This is a genomic window from Bradyrhizobium sp. USDA 4011, from assembly GCF_054063415.1.
Genome location: NZ_JBSSGG010000001.1, coordinates 973,942 through 993,687 on the forward strand (window position 1 = coordinate 973,942; position 19,746 = coordinate 993,687).

Annotated in this window: 14 protein-coding genes; 5 read left to right on the forward strand and 9 right to left on the reverse strand. The window is 57.6% G+C overall.

Features of this window, described 5'->3' with window-relative positions:
• Positions 1-151 precede the first annotated feature (151 nt).
• From ACVW1C_RS04800 to ACVW1C_RS04810, 3 genes are all read left to right on the forward strand, one after another.
• Positions 152-1,894 carry a hypothetical protein gene (locus tag ACVW1C_RS04800; protein WP_456757405.1) on the forward strand — a complete coding sequence of 581 codons (1,743 nt, stop codon included), beginning with the start codon at positions 152-154 and terminating at the stop codon, positions 1,892-1,894.
• A gap of 441 nt (positions 1,895-2,335) precedes the next feature.
• A complete protein-coding gene (locus ACVW1C_RS04805) occupies positions 2,336-3,598 on the forward strand; it encodes a nucleotide sugar dehydrogenase (RefSeq protein WP_456757406.1) in 1,263 nt (420 codons plus the stop codon).
• Positions 3,579-4,838 carry a glycosyltransferase family 4 protein gene (locus ACVW1C_RS04810; protein WP_456757407.1) on the forward strand — a complete coding sequence of 420 codons (1,260 nt, stop codon included), beginning with the start codon at positions 3,579-3,581 and terminating at the stop codon, positions 4,836-4,838. Before ACVW1C_RS04805 ends, ACVW1C_RS04810 begins: the two co-directional genes overlap by 20 nt.
• 294 nt (positions 4,839-5,132) lie before the next feature.
• Here ACVW1C_RS04810 and ACVW1C_RS04815 read toward each other — a convergent pair whose 3' ends face one another.
• The 3 genes from ACVW1C_RS04815 to ACVW1C_RS04825 form a co-directional block, all read right to left on the reverse strand.
• Positions 5,133-5,999, reverse strand: coding sequence for a heparin lyase I family protein (locus ACVW1C_RS04815; RefSeq protein ID WP_456757408.1), 867 nt, complete (start codon positions 5,997-5,999; stop codon positions 5,133-5,135).
• 400 nt (positions 6,000-6,399) lie between these two features.
• Positions 6,400-7,557, reverse strand: coding sequence for a glycosyltransferase family 4 protein (locus ACVW1C_RS04820; RefSeq protein WP_456757409.1), 1,158 nt, complete (start codon positions 7,555-7,557; stop codon positions 6,400-6,402).
• A 138-nt stretch (positions 7,558-7,695) separates the two neighbouring features.
• Entirely contained in the window at positions 7,696-8,583 is an 888-nt protein-coding gene (locus ACVW1C_RS04825) for a hypothetical protein (RefSeq protein WP_456757410.1), read from the reverse strand.
• Between the two features lie 380 nt (positions 8,584-8,963).
• On the opposite strand from ACVW1C_RS04825, the gene ACVW1C_RS04830 reads away from it, so the two are divergent.
• A complete protein-coding gene (locus ACVW1C_RS04830) occupies positions 8,964-10,223 on the forward strand; it encodes a serine hydrolase domain-containing protein (RefSeq protein WP_456757411.1) in 1,260 nt (419 codons plus the stop codon).
• A 108-nt stretch (positions 10,224-10,331) separates the two neighbouring features.
• Here ACVW1C_RS04830 and ACVW1C_RS04835 read toward each other — a convergent pair whose 3' ends face one another.
• The 6 genes from ACVW1C_RS04835 to ACVW1C_RS04860 all read right to left on the reverse strand — a co-directional run bounded on the left by ACVW1C_RS04835 (position 10,332) and on the right by ACVW1C_RS04860 (position 17,941).
• The gene (locus ACVW1C_RS04835) at positions 10,332-11,786 is read right to left on the reverse strand and encodes an oligosaccharide flippase family protein (RefSeq protein WP_456757412.1); all 1,455 of its coding nucleotides are present in this window, start codon (positions 11,784-11,786) and stop codon (positions 10,332-10,334) included.
• 276 nt (positions 11,787-12,062) lie between these two features.
• Positions 12,063-13,286 carry a glycosyltransferase family 4 protein gene (locus ACVW1C_RS04840; RefSeq protein WP_456757413.1) on the reverse strand — a complete coding sequence of 408 codons (1,224 nt, stop codon included), beginning with the start codon at positions 13,284-13,286 and terminating at the stop codon, positions 12,063-12,065.
• Between the two features lie 291 nt (positions 13,287-13,577).
• Positions 13,578-14,342 carry an FkbM family methyltransferase gene (locus ACVW1C_RS04845; RefSeq protein ID WP_456757414.1) on the reverse strand — a complete coding sequence of 255 codons (765 nt, stop codon included), beginning with the start codon at positions 14,340-14,342 and terminating at the stop codon, positions 13,578-13,580.
• Between the two features lie 350 nt (positions 14,343-14,692).
• The gene (locus ACVW1C_RS04850; RefSeq protein WP_456757415.1) at positions 14,693-16,093 is read right to left on the reverse strand and encodes a hypothetical protein; all 1,401 of its coding nucleotides are present in this window, start codon (positions 16,091-16,093) and stop codon (positions 14,693-14,695) included.
• A gap of 381 nt (positions 16,094-16,474) precedes the next feature.
• Positions 16,475-17,551: a Wzz/FepE/Etk N-terminal domain-containing protein gene (locus ACVW1C_RS04855; protein WP_456757416.1), complete on the reverse strand. Its 1,077-nt coding sequence runs from the start codon at positions 17,549-17,551 to the stop codon at positions 16,475-16,477.
• 150 nt (positions 17,552-17,701) lie between these two features.
• On the reverse strand, positions 17,702-17,941 hold the full coding sequence (locus tag ACVW1C_RS04860; protein ID WP_456757417.1) for a hypothetical protein: 240 nt from the start codon (positions 17,939-17,941) through the stop codon (positions 17,702-17,704).
• A 372-nt stretch (positions 17,942-18,313) separates the two neighbouring features.
• On the opposite strand from ACVW1C_RS04860, the gene ACVW1C_RS04865 reads away from it, so the two are divergent.
• On the forward strand, positions 18,314-19,696 hold the full coding sequence (locus ACVW1C_RS04865) for a polysaccharide biosynthesis/export family protein (protein ID WP_456757418.1): 1,383 nt from the start codon (positions 18,314-18,316) through the stop codon (positions 19,694-19,696).
• Positions 19,697-19,746 lie beyond the last annotated feature (50 nt).

A 19,746-nucleotide genomic window follows, 5' to 3' on the forward strand; every position in this document is an offset into this window, starting at 1 on the left:
TTGCGCATCCGACCTATGGTGGAAACATCGCCATCTTTCGTATAGGGTTCCTCAAAAAAGGCGCACAAGCGCGAGGTCACGAACAATCTGCAGGAGGCCTGGTGGCCTTACCAACAGATGAGGCACAACCCATGGATGAAACGCCGACGCTATGGCCAAAGGCACTTCGATCGCACTCCTGCTCCGCGGTAACGCTCCATCGACCAATGATCGCAACCTGACCGAACTTCTTGATCTCTTTGAAATTCCCTGGACTGCGTTGACGGCCGACGAAGCGCGCGGGGACAATGTAGCCGCGCTAACAGCAGGTCATCAGCAATTCTCCGTCCTGACCTCCGCGGCCTGTCTCGGCGAAGTCCTACAGTCCAACAAGGCTGAGGTGCTTCCGACGTGGTTGGCGGCAGCCACTTCAATTTTCGTCTATGGATTTCGAGCCGCGGATCCCTGCAGGTCTCTGTTGCGCCAGATCACGGGAGATCCCGAGGCGGAAATCCACGGCTCCGGTCAGCGCCCAATGCCCGTATCAGTCACCGATTCTTTTCCGGAAATGTGCGGCCCGATGTCGGGGCTGCAAATCCAACTGGAGCGGGGCGCCGATACCACGCTCGTGGTCCGCAATAGCGACCTTCGGAGCATCGTCGAAGTGCGCGAGGGACATCTGTTCGCCGAGTTCACTTATTCCGGTGTCCGCTTCTTTGCTGATTCGTCACTGACGATCGTGGACATCCGCGAGCGCGCAGCAAGCTACTTTGATGTGAAGAAGTGTTTCGCCGGCGCTGTGCCAATCGTGATGTATCTGAAGTGGGCGTTCCGCGACGTTTGCCTGACGAGCGTTGAAACAAGCGCTTGCCTGATCATCGACGATCCGCCTTTGTGGCCCCGGTACGGTCTGCTCGATTTTGATGAACTGCTGCAGCTGGCTGACAAGCTGGCATTCGCAACGACCATTGCTTTCATTCCATGGAACTGGAAACGAACGAACCGCGACACTGTTGCCGCGTTTCGGGAAAGCAATGGGAAATTGTCCGTCTGCGTACATGGCTGCGATCACACACGTGGTGAGTTTGCAGCCCGCTCGCTTGAGCTGCTCGACAGGAAGCTGAAGACTGCCAGGCTTCGGATGCAGGCCCTTCGCAAAACTACCGCGCTTGACCACGAAAACGTGATGGTTTTCCCGCAAGGGGCATTCTCGCCTGAGGCTGCCTCGGCGCTCAAGCGAAACGGCTTCACCGCGGCCGTGAACACCGAGGTCGCACCAGCCAATGATGCCTTGAACGAAACCACACTCGCTGATCTCTGGAGCGTCGCTATCGTCCGGTATGGGAGCTTCCCAATCTTTACCCGACGATACATCGACCACGGCATCGAAAACTTTGCGTTTGACGGCCTCCTGGGCAAGCCGTGCTTCATTGCCGGGCATCACGATCTTCTCCGCGGCCGCGGTAGCGAACTGGCGACATTTCTCCGGCTTCTCGCATCCTTGCGGTGGAAACTCTGCTGGCGACCTCTCGAAGACGCCGTTCGCCGCAGCTACGGCATTCGATCCGATGGCGAAACAATCCGAGTAAAGATGTTTGCCGAGCGGCTTCTCTTCGAGAACGGCGGGGCCGCGACGCGACGGATTTGCGTCATGAAGCGCGAACCGCAGGTCGCTGCCTTAAAGGGTGTTGAAGTCAACCAAGGCCTCATTGCGTACGAATACATCGACGGAAATATTCGAGTGATGGTCGACGTCCCGCCGGACGGCGCGGCCGATATACGGTGCATTTATCGCGAACAGCCGCATGGTTTGCCCGCCTCGGAATCGATCCGATACCGGTTCGGGGTGGCCGTTCGGCGATATCTATCTGAACTTCGTGACAATTACGGTCACCGACTTCGTTCTCGCGCGTAGCCGGAGACGAACCAAAGCGACGTGATCAAGCCGCTTCGGCCCAGACACATTGCCTCCATCATGAAGCTTCGAGCATGGGCGGCGGCCCCCGCCGCTCCGGTGCGCGGCTGAACCAAGAGTTTCGGGGCCGATCCATCATCGCATGGCTCAGCGGCTCTCAAGTTCGATTAACCTCCGCCCCTGATTGGGATGCCGATCGGCTAGCGCCGTTAAAGTCCGCCTACTGCTGCCGAAACCGGAATAGGTAGCCCGAAAAAGTTCAGGCTCCGCAAGCCTGAACGAATACAATCGGGCGGCACTTTGGAAAGCGTCGCGGACGCGTAACGCGCTCTCAGAATACCTGCCCGAAGACTATCTCTGAATGAAGCCGTCGACCTTGCAGACAACCCCTAAACAGCCGCCAGTGTTGCCGGCGCAACCTGATGCGCGTGATGGATCAACATGAAAATAGCGGTGTTCGGACTGGGTTACGTAGGCATGACGGCAGCGGCATGCCTCGCAAGGCAAGGACACGAGGTCATCGGCGTCGACATCAGCGATGAAAAAGTCGCGATCGTCAATGCTGGGAAGTCTCCTATTACGGAACCCGGCCTTGATCAGCTTGTAGAATCCGCTGTCCGAAAGCGTTTGCTGAGCGCGACGAAGGACGCGAGCGGGCATCTCGACGGCTGCACGTTGGCAATCGTGTGCGTGGGAACGCCCAGCGCCCCGGACGGATCTCACAACATGAGCTTCGTCGCTGAAGTTTCCCATCAGATCGCAGACCTCATCGGCCCCACTCGCACGACGGCACTAACTGTCGTGTTTCGTTCCACGATGCGGCCCGGCACCATCGAGGATCTGGTTCTCCCGATTTTCGAAAGCGCATTGAACGGCAGGATGGAGCTCGTCGACGTCGTCTATAATCCCGAGTTCTTGCGCGAGTCGGTAGCGATCGAAGACTTCTTCAATCCGCCGAAGATCGTGGTCGGAACAAAGGACGGGGAACGATGCCCGGGCCTTGACGAATTGAACGCGAGCATCGCGGCGCCCGTCTTCTACACCACCTATCGTACGGCGGAGATGACCAAATTTGTCGACAACTCGTTCCACGCGGTAAAGATTGCCTTTGCCAACGAAGTCGGTCGCGTTTGCGACAAGCTCGGCATCAGCGCGACCACCGTACACAAGATCTTTGTTTCCGACACCAAGCTCAACATTTCACCCTACTATTTGAGGCCGGGCGGCGCATTCGGCGGTTCCTGCCTGCCCAAGGACGTTCGCGCGCTCCAATACATCGCAAGCGATGTCGGGGCGCATACCTGGCTCGTGGATTCGGTGCTCAGATCGAACGACGAGCACAAGAATTTCCTGTTTGAGAATTGCCTGAAAGCAGTCCCGCCCGGCGGACGGGTACTTATGTTGGGACTTGCCTTCAAGGAGAACAGCGACGATCTTCGCGAAAGTCCCAACATCGATCTGGCTCGCAAATTCCTCCGCTTGCACATCGGCCTGTCGATCTACGATCCACACGTCGAGCCGTCGAAACTGCTGGGGCAGAACCTCGGCTATGCGTTCGCCAATTTGCCCGCCCTTCGCAAGTTGCTGATCGCAAAGTCCGCCGCCGAATCGGAGCTGTTCGACCTTGTCATCGATACCCGAGGTTGGGCGAAGCAAATGGCGCTAAATGCAAAACGGGTAATTGATGTCAACACTCTCTCATGACGACACCGTTGCGCGCAAATCCGAGCAGGCGGGCGTTGGCTCGGTTCGTGGCCGGATCCTGATTATCGTCGAAAATCTTCCAGTCCCGTTCGACGGCCGGGTGTGGTCGGAAGCGACGACGCTGGCGCGACATGGCTACGAGGTGTCTGTGATTTGTCCCAAGGGACCAGGCGCAACGGCCTCATTTGAGATGCTCGAGGGAATAGCAGTCTATCGCCATTGGATGCCCGCGGAAGGTCGCGGGGTGCTGGGTTATGTCATAGAATACAGCGTGGCGTTGTTCTGGGAATTCGTGTTGAGCGTGAAAGTTCTGGCGACGCGCGGATTTGACGTAGTCCATGCGTGTAATCCGCCCGATCTGATTTTCATGGTCGGCGCATTTCATAAATTCTTGTTCGGGAAGTCGTTTGTCTTCGATCAGCATGACGTCAATCCGGAGCTCTACGAGGCGAAATTCGGACGTCGTGGCCTTCTTTGGCGCGTCATGGTTCTGCTCGAACGCGTCACGTTCGCGTTGTCGGACGTATCGATTGCGACCAACCAGTCGTATCGCGCCATTGCGATTGAACGGGGCCGAATGCGCCCGGATCGTGTGTTCGTTGTGCGCTCCGCTCCGAATGTGTCCCGCGTTCGCTCACTTCCACCAGACCCCTCCTGGAAGAAGGGACGACAATATCTTGTCGGATATGTCGGTGTTATCGCGAGACAAGAGGGGCTGGACCTGTTGCTGGATTCAATCAAGCACATCCGCAGCACACGGAATCGCGATGATATCCAGTTCGTGATCGTCGGAGGCGGACGCGAATTGGAGGACCTTAAGAAGCTTGCGATGGCGCTCGAACTGGATGACGTGGTCACATTCACCGGCCGCGTCGACGACGACACCCTGTTCACCATTCTGTCGACGGCGGACGTCTGTGTAAATCCGGACCGCCCCAGTTCGATGAACGACAAATCGACGATGCACAAGATCATGGAGTACATGACACTGGGTAAGCCCATCGTCCAATTTGACCTCACGGAAGGCCGCTTTTCGGCGGGAGATGCATCGTTGTATGTGCCGAATGCGGACACCGCCGAGTTCGGCGATAAAATACTGGAGCTTTTGGAAGATCCGGCGAGGCGCGAAGCTATGGGCGCATTCGGTCAGAAGAGAATCAATGGCGAACTCGCCTGGCATCATGCATCGACGAAGCTTTTGGCAGCCTATGAAAAAGTATTCAGGCTAAGGGATAAATGAGGACGGGAACCTCTTCTTTTGCATGTCAGTAGACGCTTGGTTCCCGTTGCAGAACGCCCATCAACGCAAGAGCACCAGACTGCGGCAGATCCGGCAATTGACCGTATGCCATGCGCTGTCAGTTCATGGCAGATCTCGAGCGGCTCAACCTTGCACGACCAATCCGCCAATCGAGAGCGCCAGGCGGATAATCGCGCACCGAACAAAAGCCCAACGGCAGATCGTTTTGCTTCACCGCGGCCGCATCCATCGGACCAGGGAAGCGGTGCTGTCGGTGACGTTGCACACCGTGGGTCACGGTCGCTCTGATGATACAGGCGTTAACGATCCGGTCGTGATCATCAAGCTTCGGTAGTTGACGGCAACGGTCTCCGGCGCCGACGACCGATAGATTCCGAATTCCCAATTGGTGCCGACCCCAAAGCCCAGCGGCCCGCTGTGGTTCACGACCGGTGCCCCATCGATCCAAACCTTCAGGTAGCCGGTCGTGTCGTTCGAGAATTGGGCCTGCATTTTCACGTCGTGATACTTTCCGGTCACGATCCGGTTGGGGTCGGTCCAGAGTGTCCTGGTGACGACGAAGCCTGCGCCGTTGCTCGGGTTCTTGCCCGGCGGGCAGTAGCGCACAAGCACCTGCAGGTGATCGCCCTGCAGGTTCAGAGCGACCGGAGGAGAGGTTCCGACGCCCGAGGCGTCATCGTCGTTGTGCCACTGCCCGACGATGAACCAGCCGGTCGCACTGTTGACGAGCGCCCCGTTGCTGCCGTTCGCCTCCACCATGAACTGGTAGCTGAGCGTGATGGGCGTGGCGGCGGGATAGGTCACCGTGGAATTGATCTCGGAACGATCCACGGACGAGCTGTCGTACCACGCATGGTCGCCCTTGCGGACCTCGAAGCGCAGGGTTTGAGGGTCGGGATTGGTTAGACTATAGCCCTGGTCCGCAACGTGAACGCCGTAGCTAACGTCGCCGATCCGAAAACGGGTTCGCGGCTTGCCGGAGAATGCCGTGACCGACGAAGCAGCCGTTCTGCCAGTTGCTGCATTCCCATCGGTGCCAGCAGCATTGTAGGTCTCGGCGGATGGGCCCTCGGCCAACAGCGTTCTCTGACCACCTGCATTGGCAATGCTCGATGTCGATCCATTGTAGATTTCCGCCACACTCCCAGCCAGCGCGAAAATGATGGGTAAAACTATTCTCATTGCCATTCCTGTTCGGTCCCGCGACCGTCGCAAAATGCACAGTCGCACCAAGGTAACCCATTCAAATCTCAATGCAATTTATCGGGGGCTCAATCGATGGAAAATAAGGACTACCGCCAGGCATCGGCTCCCGAAGGAATGCGTGATCAATTGCATCGCGGCTCGGAGCCTTGCGGTCAGCGTGTCTGCCTCGCCGGCGGTTCACGCTACCAGAGCGTCGATGGCGGTGGCGCCGATGGGATCCTCGTCTCGCTCGTTGACACCGGACGCAAAATCAACGGGCGGATCCGATTAAGCGCCTCACCACGCGCGCCCCGCGTTGCTCGTCGCCGGTCTCGATGGACCACGAGCGAGCAGCTCAGTGCATAACAGCCGCACCCGAGTGCCTCGACCTGGCCACAAGCGGGGTCAAGGCCGCCATCAGTTCGTGAGTCTTCACCATCGGGGAATGATTTGCCTTGACATAGATTTGGCATCGCCGACTGAGTGCGTTGTATTCACCCGCGTCCATGTTCCAAATCTCACTCACAGATCTTGAGAGCGCCAACTCGTCTTCAACCGAAGCGCCGAGAACATGGCGTTCGACAATCGCATCCGGATCAACATGCCGGCGCGTCACGATCGGTGCGCCGACGGCGAGCGCCTCCAGAAATGCGTTCGAGAAGCCTTCGAAATCCGACGTACAGAGAAGCATTGTCGCTTCCGATAGGAATTTCTGAACGTCCGCCCGCCGCACATAGCCGACCAGTTCCACGTTTGGCAACTGACGCAAGCCATTCAAGGCGTGCAGCGTCGATTGATCGGTATTGGGCGACGTCATCCCTGCCACGCGAAACTTGACGGCCGGCAATGCCTGCGCAATCCGAAACAGCAAGGGCAGATTCTTCGGATAGCGGAAGACACCGAGCCAGGCAACGTATCCGCGTTTTGCGCGCGGCAAAGGAGCGGCCGCATCCTCTGCTATGGCAAACGGATTATGCAGGACGTGGACTGGCTTGCCCGGAAACAGCGCTGCCAACTTTCCGCGCTGATACTCATTCTGACAGAGAAACCCGGCGGTGCGATGCCGGGCCCACGAATAGGATATCCATTCATAGGATGGCAGAAGCGCTTTGCATCGCTCATCGACATCTATGTCACTCACAACGCGATAGACGAATGGAACCTTCAGCTGATCGGCGACGAACGCCATGATGGCGGTATGTATTCCACATACTCCCTGGATCAGAATATCCGGGCGATAGCTGCGGGCGGCCGCCAATACTTTCGGAATATACGAATAGAAATACTTCGCGACCCGAATACCACGAGCGGGATCGTAGGTCTCTATGAGTTTGATTTGCTGTCCCGAACCTACGTGCTCCAGCGCCCCCTTCCAGGTGAGAACAGCGGTTTCGTGACCGGCGTTCTCGAGCGCACGAAGCCACACTGCGAGCTCAATCGCCCACCCGCCAATCGGGTAGTTCTCATCCTTCATCAGATATGGGATGGAAAAGTCCATCGAGAGAATACGCACCCGACACCTCGTGCCTAATGGGACCGCACCATCAAAAGACGTTCTGCGACGCTTTGCCCGCGAACTCGGGGTGGACGGCTTCTCAGCTCGTGTCGCGAAAGAGCGCGCCTTGCCTTCAGGGAGCAAGATCGTCCCGCGTCAGGCCGACAATACGATACTCTCAATCTCACTTCCCTCTCGTATCTTGGCTACCGTCTCAAATCTGTTTGCGTCGTTAAGCCGGAAGAGCGTGCCGTGATTGGTGCCGTTCGCAAGCGTTCGATTCACAATGAGGAACGAACCGGCACCGACCAGGCGATCCCTCAGGTTGCCGACCGCACCGCGCAACTGCGCTTCGTTGAAATAGCCAAGATTGAGCAGATTCGACACGCGGATTGCGTTGAACCGGCCGCGCAGTTGAGCAGGGTTAGGCGCCAGAATGTCATCCTCGGCAAAGCTCAGCCGAGCGTCGTCGCGGGCGTGCGGGTTCACCAGCAGGACTTCCTTTCCCCCTTCCCGCTTGTTCGTCAGGGGCAGCAGCACGCCTGCGAGTGTGTTCAGCCCGGCGACCACGAATCCGGTGCCCTTGAGAAAATCTCGGGGACCATTCAGGTACCAGCGCACCGGACGGTTGGCAACGATGTGCTGAAGCACCTTGCCATCGCGATCGAGAAGGACCTCATACCCTGGCAATAGGCGCACGAGGCTCCCGCGCATGCACAGATCTGTCGCCAGAATCTTCGCCTCGATGCCAGCGCGCGTCATGGCATCCGCCCATTCGACTGAGGAGATCCCTGATGATACGCCGACGTCCATGATCTGGCTCGGCTTGCTGCCAAGCCTCTTCCACTCACCGATAACCAGCGTATTGAGATCATCGAGGCGATGATGATCGGTGGTCTTGTACGTGCCGTTCCGCAGGCGGATTGAGGCAAAGAACGCCGCTTCCTGTGTTTGCGTAAACGCATCACCTTCCGTCAAAAACTTCTTTGCATTCAAAACCACGCCGCCCGCAAAACCTCCCGAGAAGCGCATCAGGACCGTCATATACTGCACCCTCTGCCAGGCTCGTCTCTCGGCATCGCTCGAACTCTATCGATTTAAGGTACGCTGCTGGTGCGCCCCGTTTCTCACGATCACAAGCATAATCTTTTGGGTCGATACGCGGCTCGACCCTTTCGGATTACCCATTCTCGATCACAGCAAAAGCAGGGCCGCCGGCTCCGAATGTGCGCCGACCAAGACAGCTCTGCAGCCGTTTGGAAGGGGTTTGTCCCCCTGCAAATTGCAGGGCGCGTGCGGCGGCGGATCGCACCGGCAGAGGCGGCGGTTTCAATGGTTGACGACTTCCCTACCGGACGTGCCGCTGTCTTGCTAGAAATCCTCCCATGGTCCAATCCACTGGCCGCCCGCGGAGCTCCACGTCGATGATCTTCAACGTCGGCCGTATCGCCTTGCTCGTCATCACAGGAAGCATCGCAGCCGTCCAGGCTTCGCTTGCACAGGACGGCGCGCCCCAAGGCAGCACTGGCGACTTCGAACTGCGCATGCAGCGTATCGTGAATGGATTGCGGGCTGACACCGCAGCCGCACCTCCGATGAAACTTGCTGATCGAATGAACGAACTGCACGTTCCTGGCGTCAGCATCGCGGTGGTTCATGGCGGCGTAGTCGAGGCCCGTGGCTTCGGGGTTGCCACCGTTGGTGGTCCGCCTGTAACGCCTGACACTCTATTCCAGGCAGCGTCGATCAGCAAACCGGTTACGGCTGTAGCGGCGCTCGCATTGGTTCAGGCCGCAAAGCTCGATCTCGATGGCGACGTCAATCTATCCCTTAAGACCTGGAAGCTCCCTGTCAATTCGTTCACCGATCGATCGAAGGTGACACTTCGAAGACTGCTGAACCATTCGGCTGGCATAACCGTTCCTTATTTTCCGGGGTATCCCGCAGGCGCACCCATTCCGTCACTCGGCGATGTTCTCAATGGCGCGTCGCCGCTATGTCGTTACCTAAACCGGTTCGAGCCGTCGGCGCACGATTGGTTTGCACTGTGCGGTTCCGCAAATACCGCGCCTGTCGTTGTCGATCATGAGCCCGGAACACGGTTCGAGTACTCCAGCGGCGGCTATACCATTGTGCAGCAACTGCTCATCGACGTGACCCGCAAACCGTTTCCAGAATTGCTTGAAGAAGTTGTCCTCAAGCCGTTCGGAATGACCCACAGCAGTTTCCTGCAGCCGCTACCCGAAAATGACACTCCAATGGCCGCAACACCCTACCGGGCGAACGGAGAGCCGGTGCCCGGCGGTCCGCATATCTATCCCGAGCTGGCTGCCGCTGGATTGTGGACCACACCTACTGACGTTGCGCATTTTGCGCTAGGTGTGGTCCGCGCCTGGACTGGTCGGGATGCTTCCGTGCTATCGCAGGCTACGGCTCTCCAAATGCTCACACCCGGCCTTGGTAACTACGGACTTGGTCCGATTGTACTAGGGGTCGCGCCGCATCGACGAATTCTGCATGCCGGCGTCAACGATGGGTTCGTCAGCGTGATGACGATGTTCGAAAATGGAGATGGCGCTGTCATCATGACGAACGGAGATCAAGGCGGAGAGTTGGCCAACGAAATCATGCGCGGTATCGCAACCGAATACGATTGGCCAGATGGCCAGCCGAAGGCCCACTGACGCGTGAACGGCCCGCCGTGGCTCCTCACCTCATCACGAGCCTCTTTCGATGGCCGTCGCGTCCTCGCGCTGATATCGAGGCGCCCGCGCTATGCGGATCACCTTCCATCACGCCCCGAGAACTCCCCATTCCCTCCGAACCTCAGCCAGCGTTCGATAGTATCCGGTCACAAACAACATCGCCACGTAACACACAAGAACCGCAGCCGGACCAACCAGCGCGACAACTGGAGCCGGCGCCTGCAGCAGATCAAACGATAACCGTACCAGCACTGCCGCCAACACCGATGCGACCAGAATTAGTCCAAGGTTCTTCCAATCCTGCAACCTTGCGATCGGAATGCTCATCACCTTCGAAAGTCTTCTGAGGAACAAGATATACACAACGAAGGTTGTGAATACCGACCCGATCGCCGCCCCCGGCAAACCGTAATACCAGACGCCGGCCAGGCTCGTTAACACGGCGAACGGAAGGATCGCGGCCTCATAACGCATGTTAGCCGAGCCCTGTCCAAACACATTGAGCAGCGTGGTAATCTCGGTCGAGATCAATGTTTGAACCAGATAAATGCGCAGCACCGGAGCACCACTCACGTACTCCTTCGTAAACAGCAGCTGAATGACTTCCTCCGCAAAGACGAACAAAGCCGCGATAGCGGGGAACATGACCGCACTGATGATAACGTTGCCCTGATTGTTCAGCCGCAACAGCTCTTCGTGGCGCCCCACTGAATGGAAACGACTCATCTTCGGCAGGAGCAAATTCCCCAGGCCGCCCCTCAAGACTTCGAACGGCATAAGGAGCATGGTTGCGATTGAAAAAATGCCGAACATGCCCGACGAAAACATCGTCGCGACAATCCAAAGTTCCGCCTGTTTCCGTACACTCCACAGCAGGCCAGCCACACCGAACGGAAGGGCGTACCGAAGCTGCGCGCGAAACTGCTCCTGCTCGATTGGGAACAGTCGAATGCCGCAATAGCGCGCAATGAAGACGGCCAGAAGCACCACGCGCACGCTAGCGGCGATCAAAGCTGCGATCAGCACCTCTTCAAATCGATGGAATACGACTGCCGCAGAAATTATCAGCGCGGCCCTCAGCACGGAAGAAGCCAAGATCGCTTGCGCTTGCCAACGGATCTGCCCCACGGCGTTGGGCAACACGTCCAGCAATAGGCCCAGATTCCAGACAAACAGGAACATCGCCAGCAACAACCCGTGGGCGTGCAGCAGATCTTTCATGCCCGATGGCAGGACAGGACGAAAGGCAAAAACCAGAAGCACCGCAACCGTCGTTGCGGCGAGCAGGAAGAGGACCGTCTGCCCGACGTAGACGCGCCGCCCCTCTGCATCCAGCCGGACGAAGAAGAAAAGCAAGCTCCGGGGCATGTTGAAGGAGAACAACAGGGCCACCGTGGTTACGAGCAGCCAGAACAGCCGATATTCACCAAACGCCGTGGGGCCAATCGTTCGCACCAGAACGATCGGCGTCAATAGCATGATGACCTGCTCGGTGTACTGTGCGGCCGAGAGTGCTATTCCTTGACGCAATATGGATGCCATGGGTTAGCGACCTACCGACGGCGTCGACGACCGAAAGCCAAAATTGCAGTCTGCGTACCTTCCAAGAACACGATCAGAAATCACTGATGGACTCCAGAAACTCAGGACAGGACGGTAATCGTACGAGGCGAACAACCATTTCATGGCAACTGGATCACTCTCGCCTCACCTCTCTCGAGCCACTCCTGGTCAATCTTGTACGACCAATCGATGCATCATCCTGTCGGACCGCGGGCATTAAACCGAAACCCGCCATGACCGAACCTCTAGCGGCACTCACACGGAGCCCAAGAGTGCATCGAGGTCACGTGCAACCTTATTCCAGGTGTAGTGCTCCAGCACGACTTTTCTCGCGCTCCGGATCATGGAGTGCCGAAGGCTTTCGTCTTCGATGAGCAGCTTGATCGCAGCCGAGACTTCCTCGGGCTCATCAGCTCGCATGTAATCGACGCCTTCTCGCGCCATGCCAAGCGCTTCGATGCCTATTCCCGTCGAAACCACGGCCAACCCCATGGCAAACGCCTCAAGCACCTTATTCTTTAATCCGCTGCCAATCCGCATCGGGTTTACCATTATCGGATACTCGGCGAGCACCGAGCGGATGTCGTCGACGAATCCAGTGAGGCGAATGCCGTCGTCTCGCTTTGCTTCCTCCAGAAGCCAACTTTCCGCATCCTTGCCCACCACGCACCACTCGATTCCGGCCGGAGCCAAGTACGGTCGATAAACGTACTCGTAAAAAAAACGAACCGCATCGCTGTTTGGCCTGAAGGCAAGGTTGCCCCAAAATGCCACTCCCCTCCGCTTGGCGACACGCGCATTTGCGTCAAATGCGTCCATCAGGTCGGGCGAGACTCCGTTCGGTACCGTGCTAACGTTCGCAGTTCTGCCGGACAGCCTGCAAACAGTATCAGAATCAGCATCATTGACGGTAGTGACGTGATTGAACCAAACGGGCAAACACGCCTCCGCCCTTGCGCGGCGCGCGAGCATCAGGCGGGCGTCGAGACGCGTTCTCAGCTGCGCGGGCCACGGCGGAAAGAACTGCATTTGTCTGGTCAGCGTTAGAACTTCACTGTCGATGAGATCAAAGAGTATCTTCTTATCGCTCGAAAACGGTCGGACGAATTCTGCAAGCACGAGGCAGAAGACGATCATGTGATCGATACTGTTCTCTTCGCAGAAGCCAGCTATCGCCTTGGTAACCGTAGAAACGTGATGCGGATAAGAAAGCGAGTAGTAGTCCGAATCATTTCGACGGAAGTGCCTCTTCAATGAGGGCCTATGAGCCGGAAACTTGGGCGTTTCCGCAATCTTTTTGAAGACATCAGACAAGCCAACCAAGCCGTCGCTGGATTGATCTGTCGAACCGAGGTTGACCGTCAAAAGGTACAGTTCATGCCGCTTGGCCAATTCGCGGCACAAGTGCCACACGCGGAGGTCATGCCCGTTGGTCAGGCTTGCGAGCGGCTTATGCGTTACAATTAGGATGCGCGTCACGGCAATTCATTGATCTTCGACTACGGTGGAGCGGATTCATGCACAGCGTGATGAGAATAGACCCTTGGCTCGGCTCCTTCGTCTTTCCAGTGCGTCGAGCTTTCCGAACCGATTTGAGCTCATTTGGCTCCCCCGCGCAACGGGAGGTGGCGTTCCCAATGGAGCGCCGCGTGTCGCCGCGTTGCTCTTCGTGAGTAGTACTTTGGCACCGAAGAGCTACGATGGGGGCCTGGCGCCCCCTCGCGCACACTGTGTCGTGCGCGCGGCGGAGTCGGTACACCGGTGCGGCCTCTATCGGGGCAGCGGACATTCGTCCGGAATAATGAAGAAATTTCCCGTGAAGTTCTTGAGGCCAGATCCGGCGGGCTTGAGCATGCCATGCTCATAACCGTACATCCGGTAGCGCTCGCGTTCGAACATTGCACGAATCTCGTTGCGGTTCTCCGGCCTCCATATCTCGCAGAAGATCAGCGGACGGCAGCGCCTTATCAGTTCCATACCTCCTTTCAGCACCTCGGCCTCGAACTCCTCGACATCGATCTTGATCGCGTGCACGTCTGAGCGTGTCTTCAGCTCGGGAACATCGTCGAGCGTCTCTATCTTGATTTGGAAGCGGATGCCTTCCTTGTATTCGCAGTGCCCGTCGTCGACCTGGCACAGTGCATGTCGTTTGATGCCGCCGATCACGGGCATGATCATCGGAAGCGCTGCGGCCTGACGGCCCAGGCCGCATTCGTGAACCGTCACGTTTGTGAGCGTGTGCTGGGCGACCACGCGCGTCAGGCTCCTGAAGTTCTCGGGTCCCGGCTCGAATGCATGGACTCGGGAGGCGGGCTTCGTGGCCGCCAGGAAATAGGCCGTCACTCCGATATTGGCGCCGATGTCAAGGATCACGCCGTCGTTCGGCACCATGCTAAGAAAGTACAGAAAGTCGGCTTCATAACGGAACGTCTTTATCGTAGCGATGCGCGCTTGAGCGACGAAGAAGAGATAGTTGTCAAATCCGAGCGCGCCGATCAGCAGGCGCTGCGTGAGACGCTTGAGCGGGCCTATCATTGGACCGGTCTCTGCGGAGCACACCGACAAATCGTTCCGGCTGGCTTGGAGAATACTTCGTGCCGCTGGATCATATATGTAGGCTGCACTGGGTCTCCGGCCGTCGCACAGTGGATCGCATTTGGCATGAATCTAGAATGGGCGAAGAAGCGGCTCTGCATGAGCTCATCGCCGATGATACGCCGGCCCCGGATTTCGATCGGGCTGTTGTGAACCGCTATCTCCTGCCCGAACGGCGCCATGCCTGAATGTACCACAATTGGAACGGTGCGAAGTGACATGTCGCCATTAAGCGGGCTCGATTGCTCCGTTGCAAGAAGGTCACCTTGTTCGGCGACGGAGAACCGGAGTTACCTCCACTGGCTTGCCGTTGCGGTTGCGGCGCCCGTGTCACCCACATCGAGCGGTGCACGGCTCATGCCCAGGTTTGGCGCGCGCGACAGGCGGGCCAGATTGACCATCATCGCGATGAGAAGGAACAGGTACATGTTCTCGAACGATGGAAACACCTCTCGCTCTGTAAACATGCTTATTCCATAGCCGACGATGCACGCAAACAAGGCCCAATAGAGGTCGCTATGCAACCGCCGGCCGACACGCCACGCGGTTGATACCCCGACGCACATGAGAACGAGGAGAACGCAGGTCGCGATCGCTCCACAGTCGAGAAAGAAATCGATAATTGCGTTGTGTGCGTGAGTAGCTTGTATCAGCGTTCCCGTGTACCATGCTTCGCTGGTTATGATTCCGGACCGACCCGCGCCGAACAGAAACAGGCCGAGATCACTCGTCCATTCATTGAGCAGCGGGATCCAAATGAAATCCACACGGCCGGTAAGCAATTCATCAGCCGACACTTCCGAAGTCCCGTCGAAACCAATGGAAAGGATGGCGTCCATGGTTGGCGCGATCCAAAGAACGGATGCGACGGCTACCATCGCCGCGCCGACAGCCAGGACAGCAAATTTGCGCTTGTAAATCAGAATCAGAACATAGGAGCCCGCAACGGTTAGAAGCGCGCTACGCGATGAGAGTAGAAGGAGCCCCAAAAGCGACAAGGCGACAGGCACGATCCAGAGTGAGCTACGCGTAAGTGCCTTGTACAGCAACAAAGGCGCCGTGCAGATGTATATCGTGCCCATCGTGTTGTAATGGATGCCAAAGTAGGCTTCACACAAACCGTTAACGGCGGCCCGCCCTGAAAGTGCGGCTGATGGGTTCATGAGGGCGACGAAGATGAAGCTGGCCGACAGAAGTAGAATCGAAACGCAGATTGCGTTGACGACTGTTTCAATCTCCGAAAATGATCGACATCGCTTCAGAATGAACAGAAACGGCAGTATGTAGAACGCCGGAACCATGCCGTATGACATGATGTAATCCAGATAGGACTCTGGAAATACATCCGGGAGGCGCTCATGAAGCAGAGGAGCATTCGGAATCGACCTAGCGAAGGCAATGATGAAGGTTACGAAATACAGCAAGAGAATCCGGATGGACGTCCGTTCGATCTTGTCGGTCGCTGATAAGAGCGAAACTCGGAATAACAAATAGACCAGGACTCCCGCTGACAACAGGTTGAAAGGCTTGCAGCCCTGTATGCCGAGTAGGTTCGAATTAACAAACGGCACTCGCTGAAAGGGCAATATGAAAACGACCGCCAGAAAAAGCCATTTTGCACTTTGGCCGAGCGAATACGTATGCGCGTTATGATAGGGAGTACCACCGCCATATCTTAACGCAACAGTCATGACGGGCCAGCTCCTTGCCTTCCAGCGCGGCTGAACCCGAGCGCACGGCTTCCGGGTGCGCAGCGGCTCCCAAGCCATTGAAGCTCACCTGGTGCGAGATCGAGCAATTCTATCGCCATGGCCACCACGCGCCCCACTCTGTCTACATCACCGGCCAGAAGCGCGACTTCTTCCGAACGCGAATTCCAGCGTCCAGCCAGATGGCGCGGGCCACCGTCGTCCCAAAGGTCGCGCCTGGAATGCGTCTCACGCCACGATCTCTGCGCCGCGCTCGCCGGGCCAAGGCACCATCGTGCCTGGTCCTGATCGTCCGATGGCGACTGCCCGCCCGCCGTCCATCAAAATGCATTCCGAGCGTTGGCAAGGATGGCAGCTCCGCCCTCACCCCGAACCCGTAAGGCGCACTGGTCTGGTCTTTGTCGCTGTTTCGGATTGATGATCCGGTCGAACTGTGTCCGGGACAGGCCACTCGGCTCTATCATCGTCTCCGCGCAAGATGTCCCACATGCCGAAGTGCATGTTACCATCCATCAGATCCTGCAGGATGGCGCCGGCGAGGCCAAGAAGCAACCCGCCAAGGAGCGCTATTGCAAGCACGTTCTTAGGCTTTGGTGAAGCGGCCCGCAGGGGAGGCAACGCCTGAGTAATCAGACTCGCGGCAAACACCGGCGAGGACTGTTGTCGCGTCGCCTCCAGCCTGCGCAGCATGTGACGAAAATTGTCATAGGCACTTTTGGATGCTTCCGCAGCGGCTGACAACTTATCCATATCGGCAGCGGAATCCGGGGCATCCTTTTTGTTTCTGTTGAAGTCCTCGAGTGCCTTCTGCGCAGCTGAGGCTTGAGCGCTCAAGCCATTCAGTCGCTCCCGGACCCACGTCTCATCTTGCAACGAGCCGCCCTGGTCCATTTGGTGCGTAATATACTTTTCCGCGACGGCGTTCAGAATCTGCGCTGCTCGATCAGGATCTTTGGAGCTGAAGGTGAGTTCGACAAGGTAAGTGGGACCGACACGCTTGGCGGTAAGCCTTTGTCCGAAGGATTCAACGGCGTAGCGCATTGCACTACCCTTGCCTTCCGGTCTGGTCCAGCCGAGCAGACGCGATATGGACAGCACGCTACTACCCTGGCCGCCCGCAAATTCCGGATCATGCGCAAGACCGAGCTTCTCGATCACGGCACTAGCAATGCTCTCGGACTTAATGATGCCGATCTGACTCTCGACAATTGTTGCGACTGCCGCAACGTCGCTCGGGGTCGCTTTCGAATCCACGATAAGTTGAGCCTTGGAAACAAACGTTGGAACCGCCATGATGAGGTAGAGCATGGCAACGCCAAGCGCTGCGCAACACGCCAGTGATATGGTCAACAGGCGTCGCCTTATGAAGGCAACCACCGCTCGCGGGGAAATGACCGACGTAGGATGAAACTCCGGCGGCGGCGGATCGTCCCGATTCATCCAACTATCCGTTGTATTCTGTAACATTTTCATACCAGCGCTGATAATTGGAGCTCCGTTGCGGCGGCCAGGTCAAACAGCGCAAGTGGGCTCACTCAAGGAAGCAAGGCTAGCGGAAGGTGCTGCCGGCTGAGTCAGATCAATAGGCATTCATGCGCCTTTCGAGACGAGGGTAGCTGGCCGAAACCGGCGAGTGGTCACCGCATCAACCTGTGATAGACGGCCGCGAAACGAGCCGAAATCACGCTGGCGAGGAATTCGGCAGCGGTCATAGCGAGAGAGGCCATTAACCGGCCCGACGGCACCTGCTGAATTCACGCCGCTGCCATGGACCTGATGCGCCGGAAGGTTGGCGGACGCCGGCATGCTGGTGAAGAACGCATCATTCATGGCACTCTACGGCCCAACGGCTCATTTCCAGCTGAATCAGTACATACCGGGTCACAGGTTGGGAAAGGCAATAAATGGGTAATTACGATGGTCCATTGAGCCGCGGCACGGCGGGACTAAATTCGAGTGGCGATCCGCTCGCTCGCACATCTCTATGGGTCTGATGCAACTTCGAATTGACGATCAACAAGGCCGATCGATCGAAAATGTGGGCGGCACGTCCCTGCCCCCGACAGGTGTGGGAACGAACCCCGGTCTTGCCGATCGTCCGTCTCGATGGCTACCGGAGTGTCAGCGGTGTTGACGTGTCGGCGCGCCGACAGATTCCGCGGGTTTCATCCTGGTGACCACGTCGCAGAGAAAGTTGCCGTCATGCCGAACTTCACGCCACGCAAGCGCTTCAAATTCAGTATTCTTGGCAACGACATCGGTGGCTACGTCAAATGGGGCTTGGCCGCCCTCGCCTTAACGATTTCAGTGGCACAAGCGAAGGCCGAATATCTCGTCAATGCCGGAGACGTGCTGGAGATCGCGGCCGCGGGCGTGCCGGAGCTGCGATCTCGTGCAGCCGTCCAGACGGACGGGAACATATCATTGCCGCTCGTCGGAGTGCTTCAGGTAGCGGGCCTGAGCTTGCCGCAGATCCGAGCCAAGGTCGGCGCTGCACTAGCGAATAAGGTGTTTCGACAGAGAAGTCCGGAAGGGCGTGAAAGCGTCATCGTGATAGATGCAGATGAAATCACTGCAACCGTGGCAGACTACCGGCCAATATACATCAATGGAGATGTCTCGAAGCCGGGTCAGTATCCCTACCTTCCGTCGATCACCGCACGTCAACTCATAGCGCTGGCGAGCGGTTACGACATCATGCATGTGAGAATGAACAATCCGTATCTCGATCTGGCGGACCTGAGAGCCGAGTACGGATCGCTTTGGACAGAATTCGCCAAAGAGCAGGCGCGCTTGTGGCGTATCAAGATGGAGCTCGGAGAGGCGACCCAGATCGCTCCAAACGCGGCGAAGGAGGCGCCGATAGCTCGATCGGCAATTTCAGAAATCTTCAATGCTGAAACGGAGTATTTGAAGGCGAAGCAGAGTGACTATCAGCAGGAGAAGGAGTTCCTCCAGCGCGGTGTTCGGCAGGGGGACGAGGAAGTGCGCGTGCTGTCCGAGCAGCAAAAGCGGGAGGAAGAGGGATTTCAGTCGGACCAAGAAGAGCTGCAAAAGGCGCAAGATATGTTCGCCAGGGGTACCCTGACCAGCCCGCGCGTTACAGATGCGCGTCGAGCGGTTTTACTGTCGTCAACCAGAAAACTGCAGACCTCTGCGCAGCTGCTGCAGGTCAAGAAGCAACAGGATGAACTCTCCAGAAGGCTGACAAAGCTCGATGATCAGCGGCGACTTGACCTGCTACGTGAGCTGCAGGACACGAGCTTGAGGCTCAACCAGGTTCGCGAGAGATTGCAGGCGGTGGGTGAGAAGATTCAGTACACCGCTATGGTTCGATCACAGCTCGTGCGAGGAAGCGGAAGCAAGCCCGACATTACCGTCGTCAGGAAGGGTAAGAACGGGCCGGAACAGATTGCCGCAAGCGAAGATACCGAATTGCAACCAGGCGACACGGTCGAGGTATCCTTGCGATACCAGGATCTTCCGGACGTACCTTCCCGAAAGCTGAGCGGCTTAGGCCCGTCACCGGCGACGGGCCGAACTGCGGTGACGGAAGCGGATGCGCCTTCAGTCGGCATCAGATGATGAGGTCAGCCCGATCACGGTTGCGAGCTGATGGGCTCGGGACGGCGCGT